We start from the raw sequence: 25,562 nt of genomic DNA on the forward strand, positions 1-25,562 counted from the left end.
CTACGCCGGCGGCAGCACGATGCGGGCCTCGAAGCCGGTGACGAGGCCTGCGGGCGGCGAGCGCAATTCGAGCCGGGCGCCGTGCTTCGCGATGATGGTTGCGACGATCGACATGCCGAGTCCGTAGCCGGTGCGCTCGGCGGTGTAGCGCTGGTGGCGCTGCTTGAGGTTGCCCAGTTCGGCTTCGCTCACGCCGGGGCCGGCGTCGCGCACGATGAGATGGCAGTCGGCGGTCACCTCGACCAGCACGCGGCTCTCGCCCGCGTAGTTCAGGCCGTTCTCGATGAGGTTGCGCAGGGCGATCGCCAGTGCGTCGAAATCGCCCATGACGATGGGCGCAGCGTCCGTCTCCGGCACTTCCAGGTCGAGTCGATCGCGTGCCCTGTCTTCCTGCCAGAACTCCTGGGCCACGGTGGCGGCGAGCCGCACCAGGTCGACCCGGCCGCGCGCGAGCGAAGCGCCCGACTCGGCGCGCGAAAGCTGCAGCAGCTTCTCGGCGCGATGGGCCAGCGTGTGCAGCGCATTCAGCGCGGCCTGCACGTCGCTGCGGCGCAGGTCGTGGTCGAGTGCGGTCTGCAGTCGCAGGCGGGCTGCCGCCAGCGGCGTGCGAAGCTCGTGCGCCGCATTGGCCGCGAGCGCGCGCTCCACGTCGAGTGCTTGCGAGAGCCGCTCCAACAGGCGGTTGACATCGTCGCCCACCACTTTCAGTTCGCGCGGGAGGCCGGGCAGGGTGATCGGGCGGAGGTCGGCGCCGCTGCGCCGGGCGATCTCGTCGGCCAGTTCGCGCAGCACCTGCAACTCGCCGCGTGCGATGCGGCGCAGCAGCAGAGCCAGCAGCGGCATCACCGCGACCAGCGGGATCAGCAGTCCGAGCATCGTGTGGTTCAGGGCCTTGCGGCGGTCGCTCACCGGATCGGCGACCTGGAGGAACAACTCGCGTGTCGGATGCCGCACGGTGTAGATGCGCCAGGCCTCGAGGTTCGCGAAGCCGGGCTTGTTGGGCACGGCAAAGGTATCGGGCGGCGTCTCGGCCGAGCGCAACAGCACACGGTCATCGCGGTCGACAAGCTGGTAGATCACCGCGGCATCCGGGAACAAGGGCGTGGGCGCGATCAGGGGCGCACCGGGTCGCACTTCGGGCTGGCGCCGGTCCAGTTCCTCCACGGCGATATCGAACATGCGGTGGGATACCTCGACCAATTCATTGTCGAAGTTCTTGTTGATCTCGCGGTCCACATACCAGACCACCGCCAGGACACACAGGATCCACACGGCGCCCACCCATAGCGTGAGCGTGCGGGTGAGCCTGCCGGCCAGCGTGTCCGGGGCGGTGATCATTCCTCTGCGTTTGAGAAGGCGAGTCGGTAGCCCAGGCCGCGCAAAGTCTGGATGTGCGCGCGGCCGAGCTTGCGGCGCAGGCGGCTGATGAAGACCTCGAGCGTGTTGCTGTCGGTGCCGTCGTCATAACCGTAGAGCGCGTCCTGCAGCACCTCGCGCGTGTGGATGCGGTCGGGCCGGGTCGCCATCACGCGGAGCAGGGCCCATTCCTTCTGGGTCAGCATCACCGGCACGCCCTTCCTGCTCACGAGATCGCGCGACAGGTCGATCTCGATGTTGCCGAGTTGCAGCACCGGCGCGTTGCCGACGCTGCGGCGGCGCTCCGCAGCACGCAGCCTGGCGAGCAGCTCGCCGGGGTCGTAGGGCTTGATGAGGTAGTCGTCGGCGCCGGCGTCCAGGCCGCGGATGCGGTCGGTGACCTGGTCCCGCGCGGTCAGCACGATCACGATGGGGCGGTCCTTCAGGATGCGGATCGCCGGCAGCAGCGACAGGCCGTCGCCATCACCGAGGTGCAGGTCCAGAAGCACGGCCGCATACTGAGCGGAAAGCAATGCGGCACGGGCGTCGGCCAAGCTCTGCACCGCGTCCACCACGAAGGCCTTGGCATGCAGATAGCCGCACACTGCTTCGGACAGGGCCACGTCGTCTTCGACCAGCAATACACGCACGCGACACTCCTCTGGGGATGGAAAGGCGTGAAGTCTAGGCCCAGATCGTGCCGTTTCCGGCGATGCCGCAGGGGATGTGAATCGGCTTCAGAAATTGTTCAGGTGGGCGGCCTATGCTGCCGGGTTCTCGCATGAATCGCGCATCGCTCCGCGGCCCGCTCGCCGCCACCCTCCTCACGCTCGTCCTCATCCTCCTCTGGGACGCCTCCGGCCTGGACATGGCCGCGGCACGCCTGTTCGGCACGCCCACCGGTTTTCCATGGCGGGACAACCATCGGCTGATTCTCTGGCTGCACGAGGTGCCGCGCTTTGCAAGCTGGGCCGTGGTGGTGGGCTTGTTCCTCGCGATCCGCTGGCCTTTCTGGATACTGCGCCGGATCGACAGGCGGGGTCGCGTCCAGTTGGCGATTTCCGTGCTGGCCGGGGTGGTGGCGGTGGTGTTGATCAAGACCGGCAGCCGCACCAGTTGCCCGTGGGACATGCAGGTCTTCGGCGGCATGGCGACCCATGTGTCGCACTGGGCCTGGGGCGTGCGCGACGGCGGGCCGGGCAAGTGCTTTCCGGCCGGGCACGCATCGGCCGCGTTTGCCTACCTGGGGGGGTGGTTCGTGTTCCGTCGCCATGCACCGGTCATCGCATGGCGCTGGCTGGCGGCCGTGGTGGTGATCGGCATCGTACTCGGCATGGCGCAGCAGATGCGCGGGGCCCATTACACGAGCCACACGCTGTGGACGGCCTGGATCTGCTGGACCATCGCCTTCGCGATCGACTTTCTCATGGGGCGCCGGCGCGGTGCGCCTTCTGCGCCGGTGTCCGGCGACACGGAGCGTGACACGGCATCGGTCGCGCGGCCTTCGCCGGGCCACTCCGGCAGCCTGTTCGCACGCATCGACGCCTGGATGGCGCGACCGCGCTCGCCGCGCTACGTCATCCTGTGGCTCAGCCTGTACCTCGCGCTGGCGGCCAATTGGCCGCTGTGGCGGGAACTGGTCCGCCTGGGCGGCGAGCCCGGCGTGTACCTGCGCACGATCGCCGTGATGGCCTTGCTGCTGATGACGGGCACGGTCGCGCTCCTGTCGCTGACAGCCTGGTCGCGCTGGTTCAAGCCCGTCTGGATCTTGCTGGTGGTGCTGGCCGCGGTGGTGCAGCACTACATGCTGGCCTACCGCATGGTCATGGATCCGTCGATGGCAGCCAATGCCATGCAGACCGATGTGAATGAAGTGCGCGACCTGCTGGGCTGGCGCATGCTGGTGAACGTGCTGCTGGTGTCGGTGCTGCCGGTGTGGTGGCTCTGGCGCGTGCGCATCGTGCGCCTGGGCCTGTGGACCAACGCGTGGCGCAACGGAGTGCTGCTGCTGGCCTGTGCAGGCGTCACGGGCACCAGCATCATGACCATGAATCGGCAACTGGCGCCGTTGATGCGCAACAACGTCCACCTGCGCTATATGCTGAACCCGCTGGCGACGGTCTACTCCGCTGCCTTCGTGGTGGCGCGGCCGATGTTCGTCCACACGCGAAAGCTGGTGCCGATGACGGCAGGCGCGGTGCTCGGGCCCAGCTATGCGAACCAGGGCAAGCCACCGCTGTACGTCATCGTGGTCGGCGAGACGGCGCGTGCCGACCACTTCTCGCTGAACGGCTATGCGCGCGACACCAACCCCGAACTCGCGCGGCGTGATGTGCTGAGCTATCGCAAGGTGCATTCCTGCGGCACCAACACACTGGCATCGGTGCCCTGCATGTTCTCGCCGCTTGGCAAGGAGGCCTTCGAAAGCAGCAAGGACGATCACGAGAACCTGATGGACGTGCTGCAGGCCGCCGGGCTGGCCGTGTTGTGGGTCGACAACCAGGCCGGTTGCAAGGATGTGTGCAATCGCGTGCCGAATGCATCGGCGATCGATGGGCTGGCGCCCGCGGTGAAGGCCGCCCTGTGCGAAGCCGGCGAGTGCCTGGACGACGCGCTGCTGTTCGACCTGGACGCGCGGCTCGCCGGGCTGTCGAAGGAACGCCGTGCCAAGGGTGTGGTGTTGGTGATGCACATGATGGGCAGCCACGGCCCGGCCTACTACAAGCGTTCGCCGCCCGATGCCAAGGCCTTCGTGCCCGAATGCAAGACCAACGCGCTGGCCGAGTGCGGCCATGACCAGTTGATCAACGGCTACGACAACTCGATCCGCTACACCGACCGGGTGCTCGGCCGCACCATCGACTGGCTGAAGACGCAGTCGAAGACCTATGACACGGGCATGTTCTACGTCAGCGACCATGGCGAATCGCTGGGCGAGTACGGCCTTTTCCTGCACGGGCTGCCCTACAGCATCGCACCGGAAGAGCAGAAGCATGTGCCGCTGGTGGCGTGGTTCAGCGAGGGCTTGCGCCAGCGTGCGCGGCTGTCGGCGAGTTGCATGAAGGGCGACCTCGACTCGGCCTACACGCACGACAACCTGTACCACACCACGCTGGCCATGATGGATGTGCAGACGCCGACTTTCAAGCCGGCGCTGGACATGTTCGGGAAGTGCCGCGGGCCAGCGGCCTGACTATTTCTTTTCCCGGGGCAGGCGGCCCATCAGGAAGAACTCGGGGTTGGGTTGCATGCCGCTGAAGCTGGCCAGGCGATTGCTGAGGCCGAAGAAGGCCGTGATGGCGGCGATGTCCCAGATGTCCTCGTCGTCGAAGCCGTGCGCGTGCAGGGGAGGGAAGTCGGCTTCTTCGATCTCGTGCGAGCGGTCGCAGACCTTCATGGCGAAGTCGAGCATGGCGCGCTGGCGCGGCGTGATGTCGGCCTTGCGGTAGTTGACCGCCACCTGGTCGGCGACCAGCGGCTTCTTCTCGTAGATGCGCAGCAATGCGCCATGCGCCACCACGCAATAGAGGCACTGGTTGCGGGCGCTGGTGGTGGTGACGATCATCTCGCGGTCGCCCTTGGTGAGCGAGCCTTCTTCCTTAAGCATGAGCGCGTCGTGGTACGCGAAGAAGGCGCGCCATTCGGCCGGGCGGCGCGCGAGGCCGAGAAACACGTTGGGCACGAAGCCCGCCTTTTCCTGCACGGCGAGGATGGCGGTGCGGATGTCTTCGGGCAGGTCGGCCAGTTCGGCCAGGGGGTAGCGGGCGGGCATGCTTGTCTCGTCTTGTGGTCGGGTGGGCATGATAGGGCGCGCGCCCTCGCTGCGCTTCAGGGGAGTGCCGGTTTCGAGTCGCCTCGCAGGGTCGCGTGATCGCTCTCGTCCTTGAGTCCAACGCCGCTCAGCCCGCGGCTCAGCGCCTCGCGCATGAGCCATGACAGCTTGAAGGCGGCGCTGGCATAGGCCAGGCCTTCGGGGCGCACGTTGGAGATGCAATTGCGCTCGGCATCGTGGCGGCCGTGGCGCGGCGCGTGCGTGAGGTAGATGCCGAGGCTGTCGGGCGAACTGAGGCCGGGGCGCTCGCCGATCAGCATGACGGAGAGGCGGGCGCCGAACAGTTCGCCGAGGTCGTCGGCGAGCGCGACGCGGGCTTGCGTGGCGATGACCACGGGCGAGAGGCGAAGCGTCGATGGCAGGTGCGGGCGCAAGGCTGCGAGCAGTGGTGCGGCATGGCGCGCGACTGCGAGCGAAGACAGCCCGTCGCCGACGACGAGGCAGACGTCGCAGCCATTGCTCGGCCGCTCGCCCAGGGTTGCACGCAAGTGGCTCGCTTCATCCGCATCGAGCCGGCGACCGAGATCCGGTCGGCGCAGGTAGGTTGTACGATCGCCGGCTTGGCTGCGGGCGCGTGTGGTTGTCCAGGCGTCGGCGGCGAGATCGCGCTCCAAAGCCTCGACATCGAGCGGTGCGTGAATGGCATCTCGCGCCATCGCATGCGCCCAGCCGAAGCGCAGGGTTTCATCGGTCGGCATGCCATTGCCGGCGCGGCCCAGCGCGAGGCGCGCGGGCGTGGCGGCGCGCCATGCGGCCCAGGGGCTGAGTGTGACGGCCGTCATCGGAAAAGCTCCGTGGATGCGTTGGAAGGGGCCCGCGTCATGACGCCCCCAGAGCGGTCAACTCGCCCATGCCTTGCAGCACGCGATTGGCCGATGGCGCTTCCAGGCGGCCATCGGGCGCGGTGATGCGCATGCGCTGCAGCCAGTCCTCGAACTCCGGCGCGCGCTTGAGGCCCAGCGTCTCGCGCAGGAACAGTGCGTCATGGAAGGAGGTGCTCTGGTAGTTGAGCATCACGTCGTCGGCGCCCGGCACGCCCATGATGAAGTTGATGCCGGCTGCGCCGAGCAGCACCAGCAGCGCGTCCATGTCGTCCTGGTCGGCTTCGGCATGGTTGGTGTAGCAGACGTCGCAGCCCATCGGCAGGCCCATCAACTTGCCGCAGAAGTGATCCTCCAGGCCGGCGCGGATGATCTGCTTGCCGTCGTACAGGTACTCCGGCCCGATGAAGCCGACCACGGTGTTGATGAGCAGCGGCTTGTAGCGGCGCGCGAGCGCGTAGGCGCGGGCTTCGCAGGTCTGCTGGTCGACGCCGAAGTTGGCATTGGCCGACAGCGCGCTGCCCTGGCCGGTCTCGAAGTACATGACGTTGTGGCCCACGGTGCCGCGCCCGAGCGACAGCGCCGCCGCGTAGGCCTCGTCGAGCAATGCGGGCGTCACGCCGAAGGAGAGGTTGGTCTTCTCGGTGCCGCCGATCGACTGGAACACCAGGTCCACCGGCGCGCTCGCCTCGGCCAGCCGGATCGCGTTGGTCACGTGCGTGAGGATGCAGCTCTGCGTCGGGATCTCGAAGCGCTGGATCACTTCGTCCAGCATGTGCAGCAAGGAAGCGAGCACCGGCGTGCTGTCGGAGACCGGGTTGATGCCGATCACCGCGTCGCCCGCGCCCATCAGCAGCCCGTCCAGCGTGGAGGCGGCCACGCCGCGCAGGTCGTCGGTGGGATGGTTGGGCTGCAAGCGCACCGCCAGGTGGCCGGGCAGCCCGAGCGTGTTGCGGAAGCGCGTGATCACGCTGCACTTGCGCGAGACGGCGATCAGGTCCTGGTTGCGCATGAGCTTGGACACCGCTGCGACCATTTCGGGCGTGAGGCCGGGTGCGAGTTCGCTCAATGATTCGGTGGTCGCCCCTTCGGACAGCAGCCAGTTGCGGAAGTCGCCGACCGTGAGGTGCCCCACCGGCGCGAAGGCCTCGGCGTCATGGCTGTCGATGATGAGGCGTGTGATGTTGTCCTCTTCGTATGGCACCAGCGCCTCGGTGAGGAACTGCTTCAACGGCGTGTCGGCCAGCACATGGCGTGCGGCCATGCGCTGTTGCGACGTGGCGGCACCGATGCCGGCCAGGTAGTCACCCGAGCGGGCCGGGCTGGCGAAGGCCATCACCTGCCGGAGGTCGTCGAACACAAAAACCTGCGAGTCGATGGTCGTGCTGTAGCGCATGGTGGTCAGGTCGAGAGCATGGCGTCCGGGGCGGCTGCATGGCGCTGCGCGGCGGTGGCTCGGAAGTACGCATAGGCGAGCGCCATGAGCACGCAGAACAGCAACGTCAGCAAACCATTGAACCAGATCATCGCGCCCAGGCATACCAGGCCGAGCAGCAATGCGATGGCCGGGAACACCGGGTAGAAGGGCGCCCGGTACGTGCGCTCCAGGCCGGGTTCGCTGGCGCGCAGCTTGAACAAGGCGGCCATCGAGACCAGGTACATGACGATCGCGCCCAGCACCGACATCGTGACGATGTTGGCGGTGAGCGTCTGTCCGCCGAAACTCACCCATTCGTCGCTGAAGATGGCGGCGATGCCGACCGCGCCGCCGGCCAACAGCGCGCGGTGCGGGGTGTTGAAGCGCGGGCTCAGGGCAGCAAGGAAGCCCGGCAGGTAGCCGGCACGCGCCAGCGCAAAGATCTGCCGCGAGTAGCCCATGATGATCCCGTGGAAGGAGGCGATCAGCCCGAACAGCCCGATCCACACCAGCATGTGCAGCCAGCCGCTGTTCTCGCCAACCACCACCTTCATCGCCTGCGGCAGCGGATCGTTGATGTTGGCCAGCTTGCGCCAGTCGCCCACGCCGCCCGCGAAGATCATCACGCCGAAGGCCAGCAGCACCAGCGTCAGGATGCCGGTGGTGTACGCAATGGGAATGGTGCGGTGCGGGTCGCGCGCTTCCTCGGCCGCCATGGCCGCGCCTTCGATGGCCAGGAAGAACCAGATCGCGAACGGAATCGACGCGAAGATGCCTGCGATGGCCGCGCCGTTCAGCACATCGCCGCCGGCCCAGCCGTTGGCGGTGAAATTGGCCAGCGTCCAGCCCGGCGTGACGACGCCCATGAAGACGAGCAGTTCGACGATGGCCAGCACCGTCAAGAACAGTTCGAAAGCGGCCGCGATGCCGACGCCAACCCAGTTCAACCCGATGAAGAGCACATACGCACCCAGTGCGAACCACTTCGGATTGATCCCCGGAAACTGCACGTTGAGATACGCCCCGATCGCCAGCGAAATGGCCGGCGGCGCGAACACGAACTCCACCAGCGTGGCAAAGCCGGCGATGAAGCCGCCCGTCGGCCCGAAGGCGCGGCGCGCATAGGCGAAGGGCCCACCCGCATGCGGGATGGCGGTCGACAGCTCGGTGAAGCTGAAGATGAAGGTGGTGTACATCGTTGCCACCAGCAGGGTCGCGACCAGGAAGCCCAGCGTGCCGGCCGTGTTCCAGCCATAGCTCCAGCCGAAATACTCGCCCGAGATCACCAGCCCCACGGCGATGCCCCACAACTGGAAGGGGCCGAGCACTTTCTTGAGACCGGAGGACATGGAGTTTCCTGTTACACAAGTGGCGACGTCGAAGCCGAGCAAGAGCGGTGCCATCCGCCTGGCGTGGCAATAATGACCGTTTTCAGCCTTTCAAGGAATTCCCCGTGCGTCTCAAACTCAGTGCCATCCTTCTCTCGCTCTGCATCGTCCCGGCCGCCGGCTGGGCCCAAGGCAAGCCCGAGACGCTGCCCAGCGGCCTGGTCTACGAGTCGGTCAAGGAGGGAACCGGCGCCTCGCCGGCCGCCACCGACACCGTCAAGGTGCACTACCGCGGCACCTTCCCCGACACCGGCAAGGAGTTCGACAGCTCCTATTCGCGCGGCGAGCCGACCGAATTCCCGCTGAACGGCGTCATCAAGTGCTGGACCGAAGGCGTGCAGAAGATGAAGGTGGGCGGCAAGGCCAAGTTGACCTGTCCGCCGGCCATTGCCTACGGCAGCCGCGGCGTGGGCCCGATTCCACCCAACTCGACGCTCAACTTCGAAGTCGAGCTGATTTCGATCAAGGGGCGCTGAGAGTCGGCTTGATCGCTCGGGTGGCGCGTGCCTGGACGGCGCGTGCCACGGCCTGAAGAGGCCTGCCCCTGTGGGAAGTTTCCCTCTGACGCCGTGCTGTTTCTGATTTGTCACGTTTGCACGCAGTGGGTGGCCCCGCGGCGGCTACAGTTCATGCCATCGCAGCGCGCCGACGCGCCTGCTCCGCAACAACAAATCCCCGTTTCATGACCAGTCTCGTCGTTCACGGCGGCACGCCCTTGCGTGGCCGCATCATTCCTTCTGCCAACAAGAACGCGGTGCTGCCGGTGCTCTGCGCCACCTTGCTCACCTGCGAACCCCTGCGCCTGCTCGGCGTGCCGGACATCACCGACGTGCGCAAGATCCTGGAGATCTTCCGCACCCTCGGCAGCGACGTGAAGATGGACCATGCCACCGGCACGCTGGAGCTTCACCACCACGAGACCGTGTTCGATTGCGCCCGCCATCGGCTGCCGGAGGAGATGCGTTCCTCGATCATGCTGGTGCCGCCCCTGCTCGCGCGCTTCGGCGTGGCGCGGCTGGAGGACAACGTCAAGGGCTGCACGCTCGGCGTTCGCGAGATCGATCCGCACGTCGAGGTGTTCCGCCGCTTCGGCAGCCAGATCGAGCGTGCCGAAGGCTCGCTGGTGGTGCGTGCCGCCAACGGCTCGCTCACGCCCAACAACCACTGGCTCGACTACGCGTCGGTCACGACCACCGAGAACTTCGTGCTCTGCGCCGCTGCCGCGAAGGGCAGTTCCACGTTGACGAATGCCGCGTCGGAGCCGCACGTGCAGGAGTTCTGCCGCTTCATGGCGATGATGGGTGTGCGCATCGACGGCCTGGGCACCTCGCGCCTCACGGTGCATGGCGGCGGCAAGCTCAACGGCGGCGAGTTCCGCTTCGACGAGGACTTCCACGAGATCACCACCTTCCTGGCGCTGGGCGCCATCACCAGGGGCGACGTGATCGTGCGCAATAGTGCGCCCGAGACGTTCCCGCTGATCGACCGCACCTTCGAGAAATTCGGCGTGAAGATCACGCACGAGGACGGCTGGTCGCGTGTGATCCCCAACGGGCCGTTGAAGGTGCAGACGCCTTTCACGAGCAACGTGCTGACCAAGGTCGAGGCGGCGCCGTGGCCTTACTTCCCGGTCGACCTGCTGCCCATCTTCATCGCGCTGGGCGTGCGCGCCCAGGGCAATGCGATGTTCTGGAACAAGGTCTACGACGGCGCGCTCGGCTGGACCGGCGAGCTGTCGAAATTCGGCGCGCATGTGTTCTCGTCGGACCCGCACCGGCTCGTGACCTTCGGCGGCAACCCCTTGTCGCCGGCCGTGGTCGAGAGCCCCTACATCATCCGCGTGGCGATCGCGCTGTTCATGGTGGCGGCCAGCATCGAGGGCCGCTCCGAGATCCGCAATGCAACACCCATCCGCCGCGCCCATCCGAACTTCGTCGAGAACCTGCGCAGCCTGGGCGTGCGGGTGGAGTGGACCAGCGAGGAGTAAACCCGCGTTCGCACGCGCCGGGTGGCGTGGCAAAGTCCGGCGTTCCATTCAAGCAACGCAGGAAGGTTCGAGAACATGGGACGTCTGGACAACAAGGTCGCCGTCATCACCGGCGGTGCGAGCGGCATCGGCGAGGCGAGCGTGCGACTGTTTGCGCGCGAGGGCGCCAAGCTGGTTCTTGCCGACCTGCAGGACGAGCGTGGCCGGCGCCTGGCCGAGGAACTGGGGTCGCAGGTGATCTTCCAGCACACCGACGTGAGCAAGGAAGCGGATGTGCAGGAGGCCATCGACCTGGCGTTGTCCATGTTCGGGCGGCTGGATTGCATGTTCAACAACGCCGGCATCCCCGGCCCTGGCGGCCCGATCGAGAACCTGGCGGTGGAAGGCTGGGACAACGCGATGGCCGTGCTGGTGCGCAGTGCTTACCTGGGCATGAAGCACGCGGCGCCGATCATGAAGCGGCAGGGCTCGGGCAGCATCGTCAGCACCGCCAGCGTCGCCGGCATGCAGTCGGGCTTTGCCGGCCATGCCTATTCGGCCGCCAAGGCCGCGGTCATCAACCTGACGCGCAGCGTGGCGACGGAGCTGGGCGAGAGCGGCGTGCGGGTCAACTGCATCTGCCCCGGCGGCGTCGCGACGCCGATCTTCGGCCGCGCCGTGGGCCTCGATGAAGAAGAGGCCCAACGCTCGGCAGGCACCATGCTGATGGCGCTGGCGAACATCCAGCCGCTGCAACGCGCCGGCGTACCCGACGACATCGCCAACGCCGCGCTGTGGCTGGCCAGCGATGAATCCAGCTTCGTCAATGGCCATGCGCTGGTGGTGGACGGCGGCATCACCTGCGGCCCCATGTGGACCGCAACGAACGCGCGGCGCGAGATGCTGCGCGCGGTGCTGTCGCCACCGGCGCAGGGCTGAGCGCCGCGTAAGGGCGTCGTCAAGCCCGCGCCCGCAACTCCGCCTGCTGCACCGAGTCCGTGTTGTCCCCCGCCCGCCCGATCATCCATGCGCAGACCGCCGACACCACGCCCGCGAACAGCACGTACATGCAGATCTGCCACGGCTCCCCACCACCGGACTTGAGCAGCGCCGTGGCGATGATCGGCGTGATGCCCGAGGCGAAGATGCCCGAGAACTGGTAGACGAAGGAGATGCCGGTGTAGCGTACTTTGGCATCGAACAGGTCGCAGAAGAGGGCGGCTTCGGGGCCGTAGACCGAGGCGTAGAAGATGCCGAAGGGCACGATGATCGCCATCCAGATCAGGAACATGTTGCCGCCGCTGTGCGTCATGAGCCAGAAGCCCGGGAAGGCGGCAATGGCCGTGATCAGCGAGCCCCACATGTAGACCTTGGTGCGGCCGACCTTGTCCGACAGGCGGCCGAAGATCGGGATGGTGAAGCACATCACCACCGCGGCGGCCATCACACCGAGGAGCGCGTCGGTGCGGCTGATCTTGAGGGTGCTGGTCAGGTAGTTGATCGAGAACACGCCGAAGATGTTGAAGAACACGCCGTCGATGTAGCGCGCGCCCATGCCTTTCAGCACGTTGCCGGGGTAGCGGCGGATCATGTCCATGAAGGGGATGCGCGCCTCGGCGTTGCGCTGCTTGATGGCGGTGAACTCCGGCGTCTCCTTGACGTGCAGGCGGATGTACATGCCCACGATCACCATCGCGCCGGACAGCAGGAAGGCGATGCGCCAGCCCCAGGACATGAACTGTTCTTCATTGAGCACCGAGGACAGCAGCGCCACCACGCCGGACGCCATGCACAGGCCGATGGCCAGGCCGATCTGCGGCAGCGAGGCGTAGAAGCCGCGCTTCTCCTTCGGCGCGTACTCGTAGGCCATCAGCACGGCGCCGCCCCATTCGCCACCCAGGCCGATGCCCTGGGCGATGCGCAGGATAAGCAGCAGCAGCGGCGCCGCGATGCCGATCTGCGCGTAGGTCGGCACCAGTCCGATCAGGAAGGTGGCCACGCCCATGATCATCAGCGTGATGATCAGCATGGCCTTGCGCCCGATGCGGTCGCCGAAGTGCCCGAAGATCACCCCGCCCAGCGGCCGCGTGACGAAGCCCACCGCGAAGGTCGCATACGCCAGCAGCGTCGACACCACCGGATCGCTGCCGGGGAAGTAGAGCTTGTTGAACACGATGCCGGCGACCACCCCGTAGAGGAAGAAGTCGTACCACTCGATCGTGGCGCCCACCAGGGCCGAAATGACCACCTTGCGTATCGCTCTTTCGTCTGCTGTCGCACTCATGTGTTTGTCTCCAATGAAGTGTCGTTGTGAGGCCCTCGCGGGCGGCGGCTACGGAAAGCGAATAGGGTCCTTGGCGTCCTGGCGGATCATGTCGACGGCCTTCTCCGCCATCATCACGACGGGGCCGTTGGTGTTGCCGGAGACGAGCGTGGGCATGACGGAGCAGTCGACCACGCGCAGGCCGCCGATGCCATGCACACGCAGGCGCGCATCGACCACGGCCAGCGTGTCGTTGCCCATCTTGCAGGTGCCGCTCGGATGGAAGATGGTGGCGCCGTTGTTGCGGCAGAACTCGAGCAGTTCTTCGTCGGTCGCGGCGTCGGGCCCGGGCTTGACCTCGCGCTTCACGTAGGGGCGCATGGCGGGCGAGTGCGCGATGGCGCGGGCGGCGCGCACGCCTGCGACGGCGGTGCGGCGGTCCAACTCCTTTGAGAGGTAGTTGGGCTGCATCTCGGGCGCCTCAAAGGGGTCGCGCGAGCGGGCGCGCACGTGGCCGCGCGACTCGGGCCGCAACTGGCACACCGACATCGTGAAGCCCGAGTACGGATGCACCTTGCCGCCCGCCATGTCGGCGGAGAGCGTGGCGACGTGGAACTGGATGTCGGGCGTGGCGGCCTCGGGCTTGCCGTTCGCATCCTTCAGTGCCCGCATGAAGCAGCCGCCCTGGTTGATGCCGATGGCCAGCGCGCCGGTGCGGTGCGACAGCCATTCGATGCCGAGCCGGGCCTGGCCGATCCAGGAGTTGAGCTGGTCGTTGGTGGTGATCGGCTTCGTGCATTCGTAGCCGAGGCGGATCTGCAGGTGGTCCTGCAGGTTCTCGCCAACGCCGCGCGCGTCATGCACCACGGGCACGCCCAACTGGTCGAGCAGCGCGCGCGGCCCGATGCCCGAAAGCTGCAGCAGTTGGGGCGACTGGATCGCGCCGGCGGACAGCAGCACTTCGGCCGTGCAACGCGCGGTCTTCATCTCGCCGCCTTGCCGATAGCGCACGCCGACGGCGCGGCGGCCTTCGATCACCACGCCGGCCGCGAAGGCCTCGGTCTCGATGCGCAGGTTGGGCCGGCGCTTCGCGGGCGCGAGGTAGGCCTTGGCCGTGCTGCAGCGCAGGCCGTTGAATGTGTTGAGCTGGTAGTAGCCCGCGCCTTCCTGGCGGGCGCCGTTGAAGTCGTCGGTGCGCGGCACGCCGATCTGCTCGGCGCCGCTGATGAAGGCCTCGATGAGTTCGTGCTTCGCGCCGATGTCCGACACCTTGAGCGGGCCGTCTTGTCCGTGCAGCGGCATGTCACCGACGCGCTGGTTGCCCTCTGATTTGATGAACCAGGGCAGCACGTCGTCGTAGCCCCAGCCTGTGTTGCCAAGCTCGGCCCAGTGGTCGTAGTCCTCGCGCTGGCCGCGGATGTAGATGAGGCCGTTGATCGAACTGCTGCCGCCCAGCGTCTTGCCGCGCGGCCAGTAGATGCGGCGGCCGTTCATGCCCGGGTCGGGGTCGGTCTCGAAGCGCCAGTTGTAGACCGGGCTCCACATGGTCTTGCCATAGCCGATGGGGAGGTGGATCCACGGCGAGTTGTCGGGCGGGCCGGCTTCGAGCAGGAGCACGCGTGTAGCCGGGTCTTCGCTGAGCCGCGCGGCCAGCACGCAGCCCGCCGAGCCGGCGCCGACGACGATGTAGTCGAACTCTTTGTCGGTCATGAATGTGAGCGCGTCCGGCGAGTGGAACAATGGGCGTGTCGCGACCCGGAGCGTGTCGCGAATTTTCGGAACGAATGGTTCCATTTTGATTAGAGGTATACCCGAATGACGCGAGCCCGGCCTGCAGAAGCCGCAGCGATTTCAAACCCTGACCCTGTCACGGCAGGCGACGCCGCAGGGAGCGGTTCATCGGCCGAGCGCAGCTTGCGCCTGCTGTCGCTGCTGGCCAGCGAAGGCCGCGCCTTGTCGCTCGCCGACCTGGCCGCCCGGCTGGCCTTGCCCAAGGGCACGGCGCACCGCATCTGCACGCAGTTGCTGGGCGCCGGATTCCTGGCGCGGGATGTGGAAGAGCGCTTCTACAGCGTCGGGCCGGCATTGCGCCAACTGGCCTTCGACACGCTCAACCATGGCGTGGTGCGCGGCCTGCGGCACGACGTGTTGTCGGAACTGGTGCGCGAGGTGGACGAGACCTGCAACTTCACCACGCTGGACGGCGCGCAGGTGCTTTACCTCGACCGGGTTGAGGCCCAGTGGCCGCTGCGGCTGACGCTCGATGTGGGCTCCCATGTGCCGCTGCATTGCACGGCCAGCGGCAAGCTATTCCTCTCGCAGATGGCGCGCAAGGAACGCGACTTGCTCATCGACGGGCTCACGCTCACGCGCATGACGCGCAACACGATCGTCTCTGCGTCGAAGTTGCGCGCGGAGTGCGATGCGATTGCCGAGCGCGGCCATTCCTGCGATGCGGAGGAGTTCATTGCCGGGCTGATCGCCGTGGCGGTGCCGGTGCGCAATGTGGCCGGCGAGGTGCGCGCGGCCATCGCGGTGCATGCGCCAACGGCGCGCATGACGATGAAGGACGCGCTGAAGCGCATCGATGCGTTGAAGGCCGCGGCCGCGCGGATGACGCCCCTGCTTTGACACGATCCGACGACGATGAAGAACCTGCCTGAATACGACCACGCGATCGTCGGCATGCAAGCCGACGGCATTGCCACTGTCACGATCCGCTCGGCCAACGCGCTGAACATCCTCGACTCCGCCGTCATCGACGATGTGCACGCGGCGGTCACGCAACTTGCCGCCGACAGCGAGGTGCGTGTGCTCGTTCTGCGCGGCGCCGGCGACAGGGCCTTCGTGGGCGGCGCCGACATCAAGGAGATGGGCGCGCTCGACATGGACAGCGCGCGCACCTTCATTGACAACCTGCGCAGCCTGTGCGAGGCGGTGCGCCTGTTCCCGAGTCCGGTGATCGCCCGCCTCTCCGGCTGGGCGCTGGGCGGCGGACTGGAACTCGCCGCGGCCTGCGACCTGCGCATCGCCTCCAACCGCGCGCAGTTCGGCATGCCGGAGGTGAAGGTGGGCATTCCCTCGATCATTCATGCGGCGCTGTTGCCGCGCCTGATCGGTCAGGCCCGCGCAAACTGGCTGCTGATGACCGGCGACAACATCGATGCCGCGCAGGCCCTCGCCTGGGGGCTGGTGGACAACGTCGTGCCGCTGGACCGGCTTGACGAGGAAGTCGATCGCATGGCCCGGAAGTTCGCGGGCAACGGGCCTGCGGTGATGCGCCAGCAGAAGCGGCTGCTGCGCGAATGGCAGCAGGAGCCGCTGGAAACTTCCATCCGCAATGGCGTGGAAGAGTTCGCGAGCGCCTATGCGACGGGCGAGCCGCAGCGCTTCATGGCGGCGTTCTTGAACCGGAAGTAGCGCCGCTTCAGGCGCCCTCAGGTGTGGATGTACACGCTGGGGTCCACCGCGATCGGCTGCTGCACCTCCCCCAGCATCTCCCGCAACGTCGACTCGATCATGCGCGACATCGCATCCAGCGCCAGGTCGTTCTGCTGCATCCCGAAAGGCTCCTCGATCTCCGCGCCCAACGCTTCCAGCGCGAAGAAGGTGTAGGCGATGAAGGCCACGATCACCGGGGTCATCGGGCCGATGGAATCGACCAGCCCAAAGGGCAGCAGCACGCAGTACAGGAAGATGGTGCGGTGGATGATGACCGCGTAGGTGAAGGGAATCGGCGTGCCGGCAATGCGTTCGCAGCCGCCCAGCGCATCGGTCAACTGGCCCAGCGGATGCTCGATCGCGGGGACCAGGGCCGGTGCGATCTGGCCGGCCTGCCGGCGGTCGCGCACCCACTCGCCGGCCATCAGCAGCAGCATCGCGGGCTTGAACTGCGCAGGCAGCAGGCGCGCGCGGTCTTCCGCGGACAGCAGGCGCTCGAAATCGGCCGACGGATCGGTCTTGCGAAGCTGATGGCGCAGCGCATGCACGAAGGCGATCAAGCGGGCCGCGAGCAATGGCGCATCACCCGGCGGGTCGACCAGCGTCAGCGCCTGGCGCAACAGGATGCGCGTCTCGTTCAGCACGCTGCCCCACAGCATGCGCGCCTCCCAGTAGCGCGCATAGCTGGTGTTGTTGCGAAAGCCCAGGAAGATCGCCAGCGTCAAGCCGATCAGCGAGAAGGGCACGAAGTTGAGCGGCACTTTCCACGCGAACAGTTGCCCGTGGATCACCGTGACAAGGATCGCGAAGCCGGTCACCAGCAGCAGCTGCGGTGCGATGTCGCGCAGCACCGAGCCGCGCCACACGAACACCATGCGCAGCCAGTGGAGGCCCGGCCGAACGATCACCCTGCGGCCTGGCTGATCTTCATCGCGTGGCGCGCGATCATCAGTTCCTCGTTGGTGGGGATCACCCACACCGACACCTTGCTGGCGGCGGTGCTGATGCGTGGCCCACCGGACTGGTTGGCCACCGGGTCCAGCTCGATGCCGAGCCAGGCCGCGTCGCGGCAGGCGCGCTCGCGGATCGCGGCGGAATGCTCGCCGATGCCCGCGGTGAAGACCAGCGCATCCACGCCGCCCGCAGCGGCCGCAAGCGAACCCATCTCGCGTACCAGGCGATAGACGTACAGGTCCACCGCCTGCGCCGCGCGCGGATCGTCGCTGGCCAGCAGCACCCGCATGTCGCTGGACACGCCCGACACGCCCAGCAGCCCCGACTGCTTGTAGAGCAGGTCCTCGATGGCGCGCGCATCCATGCCCATCTCGTCCATCAGGTAGAGCAGCACGCCGGGGTCGATGCTGCCGCAGCGCGTGCCCATCGGCAGGCCGTCGAGCGCGGTGAAACCCATGGTGCTGGCGACGCTCTGGCCGCCGACCATCGCGCACATGCTGCTGCCGTTGCCCAGGTGCGAGACGAGGGTGCGCCCCGATGCCGCCCTGGCATCGAACTGGTCCAGCACGCTCGCGATGTATTCATAGGAAAGCCCGTGGAAGCCATAGCGGCGCACGCCGCGGTCCGTGATGGACGCCGGCAGCGCGAAGGCCTGCGCAAGCTCCGGTTGGCGGCGATGGAAGGCCGTGTCGAAGCAGGCGACTTGCAGCAGCGTGGGCTGGAGCTTGGCAACGATCTCGATCGGGCCGAGGTTGTGCGGTTGGTGCAGCGGCGCCAGCGGGCTCAGCTTGCGCAGCGCCGCAACCACATCGGCATCGACGCGCACGGGTTGCGCGAATGCAAGACCGCCGTGTACCACGCGATGTCCCACCGCGATGATCTTGTGCCCGGCCAACTGCTGCCGGAAGAACTCGATCAGATGGGCAATCGCGCCCTCATGGCCGAGCGCGGTGCCATCGCCCCATTCGCGGTCGCCGATGCGGGTGCCGATGGCCGACTTGGCGGTGAACTTTGGCGCTGTGTACAGGCCTTCCACCTGGCCGCTGAACAGCGGCAGGTTTTCGCCTTCCGCTTCGAAGACGCTGAACTTGATGCTCGAGGAGCCGGCATTGAGAACGAGGACGACATCAGACATTCAATCAACCTATCACTTTGGTGCCTTCACGGCGGGATTGAGCGACCAGCGCCGCCACCGCGCACGATGCGAGTCGCGCGATGAGCGAGTCGGCACGGCTGGTGAGGATGATAGGCACCCTGGCGCCGAGCACGATGCCCGCTGTATCCGCGCCGGCCAGGAAGGACAGGCTCTTGGCCAGCATGTTGCCCGCTTCCAGGTCCGGCACCAGCAACACGTTGGCGCGGCCGGCCACCGGGGACTTGATGCCCTTGACCCGCGCGGCCTCCATGTCGATGGCGTTGTCCAGTGCCAGCGGGCCGTCGATGAGCGCGCCCGTGACCTGGCCGCGGTCCATCATCTTGCAGAGCGCCGCGGCCTCCAGCGTGGAGGGCACCTTGGGGTTGATGGTCTCCATCGCGGAAAGAACGGCCACGCGCACTTCGTCGAAGTGCAGCGCGTGGGCCAGGTCGATCGCGTTCTGAAGGATGTCGGCCTTGACCTCGAGCGTCGGCGCGATGTTCACGGCCGCGTCGGTGATGATGAGTGCGTCTTCATGGCCCGGTACGTCCATCACGAAGCAGTGGCTGACGCGCCGCGCGGTGCGCAGGCCGGTCGCGCTCTTGACCACGGCGCCCATCAGTTCGTCGGTGTGCAGGCTGCCCTTCATCAGCGCCTCGGCCTTGCCCTCGCGCACGAGTTGCACGGCCATCTCCGCTGAGGCGACGCTGAAGGGGGCATCCACGATTGGCATGCCGGTGAGGTCCAGGCCGCAGTCCTTGGCCACGGCCAGGATGCGGGCGCTCGGCCCCACGAGGATCGGCGCGATCAGGCCCAGCTTGGCCGCCTGCAAGGCGCCCTCCAGCGAACTCTGGTCGCAAGGATGCGCGACCGCGGTGGGTGTCGGCGCGAGCGTCTGGCATCGCTCGATGAGGCGGTCGTATTTCTCGTGGGGTCTGTCCATGGTGCCCTGCCTTGGTTGATGAATGGCGCAGCACCCTTGCGCGGGGTGCAATCGACTGGTCGAGTCTGGGCACGGTGCCTGGTTGGCGTCCGGCGACGGAGCGTAAGTGTGCCTTTGTATTCATGACGCATCAAGGCATGCGGCGTGCGCGTCTGTATCCTTCAGGTTTCGCCCTTTTCCTCGGAGCCGATGATGATCGGTTTCCTGTATTTGCCATGAATCCACCACCTGATCGCCGGCCCGCCTGGCAGCGGGAAGGCCGCGAGCCGGACTACCGCTTTTCTCTCGCCAACGAGCGCACCTTCCTTGCCTGGGTCCGCACGGCCCTCGCGCTGCTGGCGGGCTCCGTGCTGTTCGACCAGCTGGCCACGCGCGCCCCGGGGCACCACTATGTGGCCGTGCTCGCGGTCGCGGGCAGCGGCATTGCCGCGCTGCTGGCCGCCGTGGCCTACTGGCGCTGGAAGGGGAACGAGATCGCGATGCGCCACGACTGGCCGCTGCCCGGATCGAAGTGGCTCGCGGTGCTGGCCGTGCTGCTGTTCGTTGCCGCGATGCTGGTGACCTTGATGCTGGCGGGCGTGGTGTGAGAGACCCCGGGCTTCAGCCGGAGCGCACGGCGATGGCATGGACCCGCACGGCCATTTCGGCCATGGTCAGTGCCGTGGTCTACCTGAAGATGGCGCTCACCGCGAACAGCCTGCTGCTGGGAGTGGGCGGCGCCGTGCTGCTGTTCGGCGCCCTGGGGTTGGTGTTGATCTCGATGCGGCGACGGGTCGACCTGGTGGACGTGAACAAGCGCGCCGCGCCGGCGGGGCATCTGCTGAAGTGGACGGCCATCGTGGTGTGTGTCGGGGCGGTGGCAGCGGTGGCATCGGCAATGCTTTGATGCTCGTGGAGCGGAGGCTGGGCTTCGACTGTCGGCCAGGAGCCGACATTCGGAACCATGGGAAAAATCGAGCCAGAGGCGGTCCTGGGGAGCAAAAATGGAGCAGTCGCAGTGAGCCAAGCAAAGTTCTACGAGGTGATGCGCAGGTTTGAAGAAAGCCTGATCGGCGTCACAGTTCGCGCAATGCCTCCGCAAGATTACGAAATGATCACTCCTGAGGAAGATCGAGCGCGTTGTGCCAAGGCGCTGGACGCCTTGAGCGCGGCATGGGTTCTGGAACCGCAAGACCTGAAGAAGCTTCAGCAGTTGAACCAGCAGTGCTTGGAGCTATTGGCGCAGGGTGATGTCGACGCTGCCCTCTTTGCCGCCAAGGACGTTCAACTTCATCTGATCGAAGTGCGGGAGCGGGCGCGAACAATCAAGCGAAAAATGGCCTGATTAAAGGCCGCCTTGCAGCACCTGTGTACAGCCGGGATGGGCCCCAAGTTGCCTGTGGGTATCCTCCACACGGGACCGACCGCTTGCAGACTCGCCATCAAGAGCGCAGGCTCAGGCGGCCTGAGAAGGCAGAAATCCAGAGCGCGCCCAGAAGCCGGAGGCGGAGGCCGAAGACTGGGACCGCAAGTCGAAAGCGCAGATGCACGAGGACCATTGCAGGGCCCAGGCCACCACGGTGCTGCAGGTGTCGATTGCGCTGGCGGCGATCGCCTTGCTGACGCGCAAGAAGTGCCTCGATCGCAGCATGTTCAGGGTTGCCGCCGCCGGTCTGGTGGTTGGCGCGCTGGCGGCGCTGCACATCCAGGCTTCGGACGTTTCGTTCAGGGCGGAAGAGTGCCGGCGCCGTAAGAGCTCGAACGCGGACCGGGCCGATGCCCGCCATGCAAAGCTGTCTGACCGCAGATCGTCCAAGCCGCTCTCCGTCGTCGCACCGGTGGTGATTGCGAGCTCGATGCCGACGACCGCGGGCCTCGGTCCATCGTACGTTTTCCTTGGTCGCTGAGGCTACGGTCGCACTAGGATCGAGTGCCTTGCGATCGGCATGGCAATACAGAAACAAAGGGCGTGTGTGCGGATGTGGTCTTGTCTTGCAGAAGTGATCCGATGGGTGCTTGGCCATGGCGTGGCGGCGCGTTTGCTGGTCTTCGCATGCGCCGGCGTTGTGGCAGTCCATGCTGGCGCACAGGTCAACGCGCCGTTGAGGTTTGGCGTGCTGCCCCTTGGCGACGTGCTGGAGTCCCGCAGGAATTGGGAGCCGTTGTGGGCAGAGATGGCGCGCGAGATCGGGCAACCGATCGCTGCGCTCTCACTGCCGTCGTATGGCGCGCTTGCCCGTTCCATCCAGCAAGACGGTGTCGACATCGCATTGCTGCCCGGCAAACTGGCGCTCGACGCCGTCGTCGGCGGCCACATGCAGGTCATCGCCGAAGTCGCCAGGCGCAACGGCATTCCAGAGCACCAGTCGGTGCTGTTGACGCGCAAGGTGCCTCCTTTCAACTCGCTGGATGCGCTCCTGCGCGCGCCCGAGCGTTGGGTCATTGCCCGAGGTCCCGCGAGCTCGCTGACGGGATTCCTCGTTCCGCAGATGCAGTTGTTCATCCCGAACAATATCGAGATCGAAACGCGCTTTCGCGATGTCGTCATCGGCACGCACCAGGAAACGGCGCTTGCAGTGGCCAACGGGGACGCAGACGTCGCGACCAACAACACCACCGACCTCGAGCGTTTTCGGCGACAGTTTCCCGTGGAAGCGGAACGCATCCAGGTGATCTGGAGTTCGGCATCGGTACCCGCGGCACAGATCCTCGTTCGCAAGGGCCTGGCGCCGGAGGTGAAACGCAAGCTCCGCAGTGCATTGGTCGACTACGGGCGCGCCGACGACGTCCGCGGCGCGCAGCAGCGGGCCGTGCTTCGCGGCTTGATGTCGTCGTACGGCTATGTGGCTGCCGACAACACGGCCTTGCTGCCTGTTGCCGATCTCGAGTACGAGTCGGCACGCAGTCGCGCCCTTCACGGGCAGTGGACCAGTCAGGAGGCGTTGCGGGCGCGTCTGGCGGCCCTCGAACGGGAGCACCGCCGCTGGGTCGCTTTGCTGCAGCCAGACAACGCGCTCGAGGAAAAGCCGAAGCGCTAGACGAGTGCGCAGGATTGCACATTCCACGGGCACCTTGTCGGATGCGAGGCACGGCGCGGCTTCGGCGAGTTGCCATGCCAGTTATCCACAGAGTCATGCACCGACAGCGGGGACAACTGAGGTCGGCTTCGCCGAATTGGGAGGTGCCAGGCGACCGGATCTTGTGAGTGAAGGGCCACCTCCATTGCAAACGCGACATGTCGCAATGGCGAGTCAATCAGGCGCACGGCCTTCCGGGTTGTCCACAGCGGGTGGTTGGGCATACGACACGGTCGTGCCGCGCGGCAACCGCAATGGGCCGGACGTTGGCAGCGGGCGCGGCCATTGCGCCGCTGGCCACGCCGTCTCGATCTACTCCGTCTTCCAGATTTCGGGTTTACCCGGATGCTTCGGGCATCAATCAATTTACAATTGACCGAACGGTCGGTCGAATGTGTTTTGACCGATCCAGCATCACCGGCCCACCACGCGAACCATCGCCCATGGCGGCCCTTTCGAAGTCCAGGGCGCGACAGCGCCTCCTCGCAGGATGTTCAATGCAAAGCTCTCAGAATCCAGTTTTCCGGCGCCTGGGCGCCCTGTGCGTGGCCGCGGTGTTGGCCGGGTGCGCGGCCGGCACCGCGCCACCGGCGGACTCGGGCGGGTCGCCTGCTGGCGCGCTCACCATCAAGCGCGACAGCTACGGTGTTCCGCACGTCTATGCAAACGACACAAGAGGGCTGTTTCACGGCTTTGGCTATGCAGTCGCGGAGGATCGCCTGTTCCAGATGGAGATGGCGCGTCGCGCGGTGCTTGGCACGGTCTCTGAGGTGATGGGACCGGACTACGTGGCGCTGGACAAGGGAAGCCGCAGCGGCTTCACGCCGGCCTCCATCCGCGCGCAGTTGGCCAAGCTGCCTGCCGACGACGCGGCCATCTTCGCGGGCTATGCGGCAGGCTTCAACGCACGAGTGCGAGAAGTGCTTGCCGACAAGTCGAAATGGATGCCCAAGCAGTTCATCGATGCCGGCTTCGAGCCCAAGGCCGACTGGACCGACTACGACGTGGCGATGGTCTGGATCGGCACGATGGCCAACCGCTTCTCCAATGCAAGCAGCGAGATTGCCAACCTGCGACTGCTGAACCAACTGAAGCAGGCACGCGGCGACGTCGTCGGAAAGCAGTTGTTCGACCAGATCCTGTGGCTCGAGGACCCCTTGGCGCCCACCACGGTGCCGCGCACGACGAAGCTTGCGGCCCAGGCCGATTCCCCGACGCGTGGCGAGGCGCAGATGGCGCGGCTGGGTCAAGTCTCACCGGAAGTGTTGGTGGCGATGAACGACGTGGACGCTGCGCGGCGTGGCGTCGTGCCGACGGAGACGCGGCCCACCGCGAGCAACCTCTGGATTGCCGGGCCGAGCAAGACCACGGACGGCTCCACGGTCTTCATCAACGGCCCGCAGTTCGGCTGGGTCAACCCGTCGTACGTCTTCGCGGTCGGCCTGCACGGGGCCGGCTTTGACGTGACCGGCAACACGCCGTTCGCACACCCCGTCGTGCTGTTCGGCACCAACGGAAAGATCAGCTGGGGCGCGACGGCCGGGCCGCAGGACGTCAACGACATCTACCAGGAGAAGCTCAATCCGGCGAACCCGCACGAATACCTGTTCAATGGGCAGATGCGCAAGATGGGGCAGCGCACCGAGGTCATCAAGGTCAAGGGTGCTCCCGACGTGTCGCTCGACGTCTATTCGACCGTGCACGGCCTGGTTACCAGCTTCGATGTGCCCAACAACGCCGCCTATTCGATGCGCCGCAGCTGGGACGGCCTGGAGCTGGAATCCATGGTGGCCTGGATCCGCTCGATGCAGGCTCAGAACTGGACCGACTGGCTGGCGCAGGCCCGGCGTGTCGCGATCACGATCAACTGGTACTACGCCGACACCGACGGCAACATCGGCTACGTGTCGCCGGCGCGGCTGCCGATCCGGCCGGCGTCGCAGGATGTGCGCCTGCCCGCGATCGGCGACGGCAGCATGGAGTGGGCCGGCTTTCGGCCTTTCAGCGACGTGCCGCAGGTGCTGAACCCGGCGCAGGGATACATCAGCAACTGGAACAACCAGCCGGCACCCGGCTCGACCGGTGACGGCAACAACTACGGTGCGGTCGACCGGGTCAACGAATTCAATCGTCGCTTCGAGGCCAAGCCGCGGCTCACGCCGGACGAGGTCTGGCGCCTCAACTACGACACCGCGTTTGCCGACACCAACGCGCGCTACTTCATTTCGTTCATCAACGAAGCAACGAAGGATCTCCCGCCCGGCGATCCGGTCAGGCAGGCGGCCCAGACGCTCGCACGCTGGAACATGCTCGACGAGGACACGCGCGACACGGGTCGCTACGAAGGCGCAGCCGCGACGATCATGCGCGAGTGGCTTCCGATCATGTACCGCAAGCTGCTGCAGGCCGACCTGCCGCCGGCCTTGCTGCCTGCGTACTCCAACCCCGGCTATGCCAACGCGGACACTGTCGGCAGCATCCGGCCGGGCAATGGGTCGAAGCTGCTCTACAACGCCTTGCTCGGCTCCCGTGCGGGCGTGCCGCAGACGATCGACTTCTTTCATGGGGCCGACAAGAATGCCATGATCCGCAGCGCGATGTCCGATGCGCTCGCGCAACTGACCACCCGCTTCGGCGCCGATCAATCGAAGTGGCTGACGCCGGTCACGCGGCACACGTTCCTTCCCAAGAATTTCATCGGCGCGCCGCAGGCCGGCCCCGACGAGACGTTGACGCTGCCGACCTACATGAACCGCGGCACGCAGAACCACAAGGCCGTGCTGACGAAACAGGGCGTGACGCTCTGCACCGTCGCACCGCCCGGCCAGAGCGGTTTCATTGCGCCCGACGGCCGCAAGTCGGGGCACTATGCGGACCAGATGCAGCTTTACAAGGACTTCGGCTGCAAGCCCGAATGGCTGACGCCGGCTGCGTTGGACGCGAATCTCGAGTCGACGAAAGTACTGAAGTACTGAGGCAACAATCCGAAG

Annotated in this window: 22 protein-coding genes and 2 pseudogenes; 13 read left to right on the forward strand and 11 right to left on the reverse strand. The window is 66.5% G+C overall.

Annotation, left to right across the window (positions count from 1 at the left end; genetic code table 11):
• Positions 1 to 1,338, reverse strand: a complete 1,338-nt coding sequence (locus tag WKW79_RS19340; RefSeq protein ID WP_340336814.1) for an ATP-binding protein — start codon at positions 1,336 to 1,338, stop codon at positions 1 to 3.
• Positions 1,335 to 2,006 carry a response regulator gene (locus WKW79_RS19345; protein ID WP_340336815.1) on the reverse strand — a complete coding sequence of 224 codons (672 nt, stop codon included), beginning with the start codon at positions 2,004 to 2,006 and terminating at the stop codon, positions 1,335 to 1,337. Before WKW79_RS19345 ends, WKW79_RS19340 begins: the two co-directional genes overlap by 4 nt.
• 218 nt (positions 2,007 to 2,224) lie before the next feature.
• Here WKW79_RS19345 and WKW79_RS37060 point away from each other — a divergent pair.
• Both WKW79_RS37060 and WKW79_RS19350 read left to right on the forward strand, forming a co-directional pair.
• A pseudogene (locus WKW79_RS37060) lies at positions 2,225 to 2,761 on the forward strand (phosphatase PAP2 family protein); the annotation flags it as partial.
• A gap of 144 nt (positions 2,762 to 2,905) precedes the next feature.
• Positions 2,906 to 4,549 (forward strand): phosphoethanolamine transferase, encoded by a 1,644-nt coding sequence (locus WKW79_RS19350; RefSeq protein ID WP_422823930.1) that lies wholly within the window; start codon positions 2,906 to 2,908, stop codon positions 4,547 to 4,549.
• Here the strand turns inward: WKW79_RS19350 and WKW79_RS19355 are convergent, their stop codons facing one another.
• The 4 genes from WKW79_RS19355 to eat are packed head-to-tail and all read right to left on the reverse strand — an operon-like array spanning position 4,550 to position 8,775.
• Positions 4,550 to 5,128: a peroxidase-related enzyme gene (locus tag WKW79_RS19355; protein ID WP_340336817.1), complete on the reverse strand. Its 579-nt coding sequence runs from the start codon at positions 5,126 to 5,128 to the stop codon at positions 4,550 to 4,552. It lies immediately after the preceding gene.
• A gap of 56 nt (positions 5,129 to 5,184) precedes the next feature.
• Complete coding sequence (eutC, locus tag WKW79_RS19360; protein ID WP_340336818.1) at positions 5,185 to 5,970, reverse strand: ethanolamine ammonia-lyase subunit EutC; 786 nt, start codon at positions 5,968 to 5,970, stop codon at positions 5,185 to 5,187.
• A 37-nt stretch (positions 5,971 to 6,007) separates the two neighbouring features.
• A complete protein-coding gene (locus WKW79_RS19365; RefSeq protein WP_340336819.1) occupies positions 6,008 to 7,405 on the reverse strand; it encodes an ethanolamine ammonia-lyase subunit EutB in 1,398 nt (465 codons plus the stop codon).
• A gap of 5 nt (positions 7,406 to 7,410) precedes the next feature.
• Positions 7,411 to 8,775: an ethanolamine permease gene (gene eat / locus WKW79_RS19370; RefSeq protein ID WP_340336820.1), complete on the reverse strand. Its 1,365-nt coding sequence runs from the start codon at positions 8,773 to 8,775 to the stop codon at positions 7,411 to 7,413.
• A 125-nt stretch (positions 8,776 to 8,900) separates the two neighbouring features.
• Here eat and WKW79_RS19375 point away from each other — a divergent pair, with 125 nt between their 5' ends.
• The 3 genes from WKW79_RS19375 to WKW79_RS19385 all read left to right on the forward strand — a co-directional run bounded on the left by WKW79_RS19375 (position 8,901) and on the right by WKW79_RS19385 (position 11,719).
• On the forward strand, positions 8,901 to 9,290 hold the full coding sequence (locus tag WKW79_RS19375; RefSeq protein ID WP_422823931.1) for an FKBP-type peptidyl-prolyl cis-trans isomerase: 390 nt from the start codon (positions 8,901 to 8,903) through the stop codon (positions 9,288 to 9,290).
• A 206-nt stretch (positions 9,291 to 9,496) separates the two neighbouring features.
• Positions 9,497 to 10,801: a UDP-N-acetylglucosamine 1-carboxyvinyltransferase gene (locus WKW79_RS19380; protein ID WP_340336821.1), complete on the forward strand. Its 1,305-nt coding sequence runs from the start codon at positions 9,497 to 9,499 to the stop codon at positions 10,799 to 10,801.
• Positions 10,802 to 10,876: 75 nt separating this feature from the next.
• A complete protein-coding gene (locus WKW79_RS19385) occupies positions 10,877 to 11,719 on the forward strand; it encodes a glucose 1-dehydrogenase (protein WP_340336822.1) in 843 nt (280 codons plus the stop codon).
• A gap of 19 nt (positions 11,720 to 11,738) precedes the next feature.
• Here WKW79_RS19385 and WKW79_RS19390 read toward each other — a convergent pair whose 3' ends face one another.
• Together WKW79_RS19390 and WKW79_RS19395 are read right to left on the reverse strand one after the other, a co-directional pair.
• Positions 11,739 to 13,064, reverse strand: a complete 1,326-nt coding sequence (locus WKW79_RS19390) for an MFS transporter (protein ID WP_340336823.1) — start codon at positions 13,062 to 13,064, stop codon at positions 11,739 to 11,741.
• Between the two features lie 48 nt (positions 13,065 to 13,112).
• A complete protein-coding gene (locus WKW79_RS19395; RefSeq protein WP_340336824.1) occupies positions 13,113 to 14,753 on the reverse strand; it encodes a GMC family oxidoreductase in 1,641 nt (546 codons plus the stop codon).
• A 105-nt stretch (positions 14,754 to 14,858) separates the two neighbouring features.
• On the opposite strand from WKW79_RS19395, the gene WKW79_RS19400 reads away from it, so the two are divergent.
• Together WKW79_RS19400 and WKW79_RS19405 are read left to right on the forward strand one after the other, a co-directional pair.
• Entirely contained in the window at positions 14,859 to 15,674 is an 816-nt protein-coding gene (locus WKW79_RS19400) for an IclR family transcriptional regulator (protein ID WP_340336825.1), read from the forward strand.
• A 15-nt stretch (positions 15,675 to 15,689) separates the two neighbouring features.
• Complete coding sequence (locus WKW79_RS19405) at positions 15,690 to 16,463, forward strand: enoyl-CoA hydratase (RefSeq protein WP_340336826.1); 774 nt, start codon at positions 15,690 to 15,692, stop codon at positions 16,461 to 16,463.
• A gap of 17 nt (positions 16,464 to 16,480) precedes the next feature.
• On the opposite strand, the gene WKW79_RS19410 is transcribed toward WKW79_RS19405, so the two are convergent.
• The 3 genes from WKW79_RS19410 to WKW79_RS19420 are packed head-to-tail and all read right to left on the reverse strand — an operon-like array spanning position 16,481 to position 19,516.
• Positions 16,481 to 17,392, reverse strand: a complete 912-nt coding sequence (locus tag WKW79_RS19410; protein ID WP_340336827.1) for a bestrophin family protein — start codon at positions 17,390 to 17,392, stop codon at positions 16,481 to 16,483.
• On the reverse strand, positions 17,389 to 18,573 hold the full coding sequence (locus WKW79_RS19415; protein ID WP_340336828.1) for an acetate/propionate family kinase: 1,185 nt from the start codon (positions 18,571 to 18,573) through the stop codon (positions 17,389 to 17,391). The genes WKW79_RS19410 and WKW79_RS19415 overlap by 4 nt, the downstream gene beginning before the upstream one ends.
• 4 nt (positions 18,574 to 18,577) lie before the next feature.
• Positions 18,578 to 19,516 (reverse strand): phosphate acetyltransferase, encoded by a 939-nt coding sequence (locus tag WKW79_RS19420; RefSeq protein ID WP_340336829.1) that lies wholly within the window; start codon positions 19,514 to 19,516, stop codon positions 18,578 to 18,580.
• A gap of 215 nt (positions 19,517 to 19,731) precedes the next feature.
• Between WKW79_RS19420 and WKW79_RS19425 the strand changes: the two genes are divergently transcribed.
• The 6 genes and pseudogenes from WKW79_RS19425 to WKW79_RS19450 all read left to right on the forward strand — a co-directional run bounded on the left by WKW79_RS19425 (position 19,732) and on the right by WKW79_RS19450 (position 25,547).
• Entirely contained in the window at positions 19,732 to 20,103 is a 372-nt protein-coding gene (locus tag WKW79_RS19425) for a YidH family protein (RefSeq protein WP_340336830.1), read from the forward strand.
• Positions 20,100 to 20,402 carry a DUF202 domain-containing protein gene (locus WKW79_RS19430; protein WP_340336831.1) on the forward strand — a complete coding sequence of 101 codons (303 nt, stop codon included), beginning with the start codon at positions 20,100 to 20,102 and terminating at the stop codon, positions 20,400 to 20,402. The genes WKW79_RS19425 and WKW79_RS19430 overlap by 4 nt, the downstream gene beginning before the upstream one ends.
• A 57-nt stretch (positions 20,403 to 20,459) precedes the next feature.
• On the forward strand, positions 20,460 to 20,840 hold the full coding sequence (locus WKW79_RS19435; protein ID WP_340336832.1) for a hypothetical protein: 381 nt from the start codon (positions 20,460 to 20,462) through the stop codon (positions 20,838 to 20,840).
• A gap of 145 nt (positions 20,841 to 20,985) precedes the next feature.
• A pseudogene (locus tag WKW79_RS19440) lies at positions 20,986 to 21,201 on the forward strand (DUF4337 family protein); the annotation flags it as partial.
• 240 nt (positions 21,202 to 21,441) lie between these two features.
• The gene (phnD, locus tag WKW79_RS19445; protein WP_340336833.1) at positions 21,442 to 22,533 is read left to right on the forward strand and encodes a phosphate/phosphite/phosphonate ABC transporter substrate-binding protein; all 1,092 of its coding nucleotides are present in this window, start codon (positions 21,442 to 21,444) and stop codon (positions 22,531 to 22,533) included.
• A gap of 536 nt (positions 22,534 to 23,069) precedes the next feature.
• A complete protein-coding gene (locus tag WKW79_RS19450) occupies positions 23,070 to 25,547 on the forward strand; it encodes a penicillin acylase family protein (RefSeq protein WP_340336834.1) in 2,478 nt (825 codons plus the stop codon).
• Positions 25,548 to 25,562: the final 15 nt, after the last annotated feature.

This window comes from Variovorax robiniae (assembly GCF_037889955.1).
GTDB classification, from domain to species: domain Bacteria; phylum Pseudomonadota; class Gammaproteobacteria; order Burkholderiales; family Burkholderiaceae_C; genus Variovorax; species Variovorax robiniae.

Bases quoted from the DNA above. Each gene is read 5' to 3' on its own strand.
- WKW79_RS19340 (WP_340336814.1), bottom strand. From the start codon at position 1,338: ATGATCACCGCCCCGGACACGCTGGCCGGCAGGCTCACCCGCACGCTC.
- WKW79_RS19350 (WP_422823930.1), top strand. From the start codon at position 2,906: ATGGCGCGACCGCGCTCGCCGCGCTACGTCATCCTGTGGCTCAGCCTG.
- WKW79_RS19355 (WP_340336817.1), bottom strand. From the start codon at position 5,128: ATGCCCGCCCGCTACCCCCTGGCCGAACTGGCCGACCTGCCCGAAGAC.
- eutC (WP_340336818.1), bottom strand. From the start codon at position 5,970: ATGACGGCCGTCACACTCAGCCCCTGGGCCGCATGGCGCGCCGCCACG.
- WKW79_RS19365 (WP_340336819.1), bottom strand. From the start codon at position 7,405: ATGCGCTACAGCACGACCATCGACTCGCAGGTTTTTGTGTTCGACGAC.
- eat (WP_340336820.1), bottom strand. From the start codon at position 8,775: ATGTCCTCCGGTCTCAAGAAAGTGCTCGGCCCCTTCCAGTTGTGGGGC.
- WKW79_RS19380 (WP_340336821.1), top strand. From the start codon at position 9,497: ATGACCAGTCTCGTCGTTCACGGCGGCACGCCCTTGCGTGGCCGCATC.
- WKW79_RS19385 (WP_340336822.1), top strand. From the start codon at position 10,877: ATGGGACGTCTGGACAACAAGGTCGCCGTCATCACCGGCGGTGCGAGC.
- WKW79_RS19390 (WP_340336823.1), bottom strand. From the start codon at position 13,064: ATGAGTGCGACAGCAGACGAAAGAGCGATACGCAAGGTGGTCATTTCG.
- WKW79_RS19395 (WP_340336824.1), bottom strand. From the start codon at position 14,753: ATGACCGACAAAGAGTTCGACTACATCGTCGTCGGCGCCGGCTCGGCG.
- WKW79_RS19400 (WP_340336825.1), top strand. From the start codon at position 14,859: ATGACGCGAGCCCGGCCTGCAGAAGCCGCAGCGATTTCAAACCCTGAC.
- WKW79_RS19405 (WP_340336826.1), top strand. From the start codon at position 15,690: ATGAAGAACCTGCCTGAATACGACCACGCGATCGTCGGCATGCAAGCC.
- WKW79_RS19415 (WP_340336828.1), bottom strand. From the start codon at position 18,573: ATGTCTGATGTCGTCCTCGTTCTCAATGCCGGCTCCTCGAGCATCAAG.
- WKW79_RS19420 (WP_340336829.1), bottom strand. From the start codon at position 19,516: ATGGACAGACCCCACGAGAAATACGACCGCCTCATCGAGCGATGCCAG.
- WKW79_RS19425 (WP_340336830.1), top strand. From the start codon at position 19,732: ATGAATCCACCACCTGATCGCCGGCCCGCCTGGCAGCGGGAAGGCCGC.
- WKW79_RS19435 (WP_340336832.1), top strand. From the start codon at position 20,460: ATGGGAAAAATCGAGCCAGAGGCGGTCCTGGGGAGCAAAAATGGAGCA.
- phnD (WP_340336833.1), top strand. From the start codon at position 21,442: ATGGCAATACAGAAACAAAGGGCGTGTGTGCGGATGTGGTCTTGTCTT.
- WKW79_RS19450 (WP_340336834.1), top strand. From the start codon at position 23,070: ATGCAAAGCTCTCAGAATCCAGTTTTCCGGCGCCTGGGCGCCCTGTGC.